At 58.2% G+C, this 582-nt stretch carries 1 protein-coding gene; it reads right to left on the bottom strand.

Annotation, left to right across the window (positions count from 1 at the left end):
* Nucleotides 1-582 (bottom strand): transposase (locus tag EOE48_RS28500; protein WP_148239815.1); only part of this gene is annotated, 582 nt, incomplete at both ends.

The following is a 582-nucleotide window of genomic DNA, read 5'->3' as shown; positions in this document are numbered from 1 at the left end:
GCCTGGCAAGTGCGGTTGTCTTGCTGCTTGGCCTCAAGCTTCGCCAAGGCCGCTTTGATCGCAGTGCGATCGACCACTTGCTCGCCCTCAGACTTGTCAGCGGCATCCAGATCAGCCAGATATTGGGCGATCCGCTTGTCCAGTTTCTCATCCTGACGCTTGAGTTGACTCAGGTTCAAATGGCGCCGGGGGGAAGCGACCGCCTGAAACTTGCTGCCGTCGATGGCAACCAAGTCACCAGCAATCAAACCGGCGGTTCGGCAGAACTGTACAAACGCCCGGCACGTCGCAACGAAAGCGGCTTTGTTGTTCTTGCGAAAGTCAGCGATGGTCTTGAAGTCAGGTTTGAGCCGGTTGATCAGCCACATCACCTCGATGTTGCGCTGGCACTCGGCTTCCAAACGCCGCGAGGAACGGATGCGCTGAAAATAGCCATAGAGGTAGAGCTTGAGCTGATCGGCGGGGTCGTAGGCGGGGCGCCCTATGGCCTTGGATTGCGCTTTTTCGAAGCCGAGCTGGCCCAGGTCGAGCCTGGCGACATACAGGTCAATGACCCGTACGAGGTGATCTTCCGGGATCAGC

Source organism: Methylobacterium oryzihabitans (genome assembly GCF_004004555.2).
GTDB classification, from domain to species: domain Bacteria; phylum Pseudomonadota; class Alphaproteobacteria; order Rhizobiales; family Beijerinckiaceae; genus Methylobacterium; species Methylobacterium oryzihabitans.
This window is presented reverse-complemented; position numbering and strand designations above follow the sequence as displayed.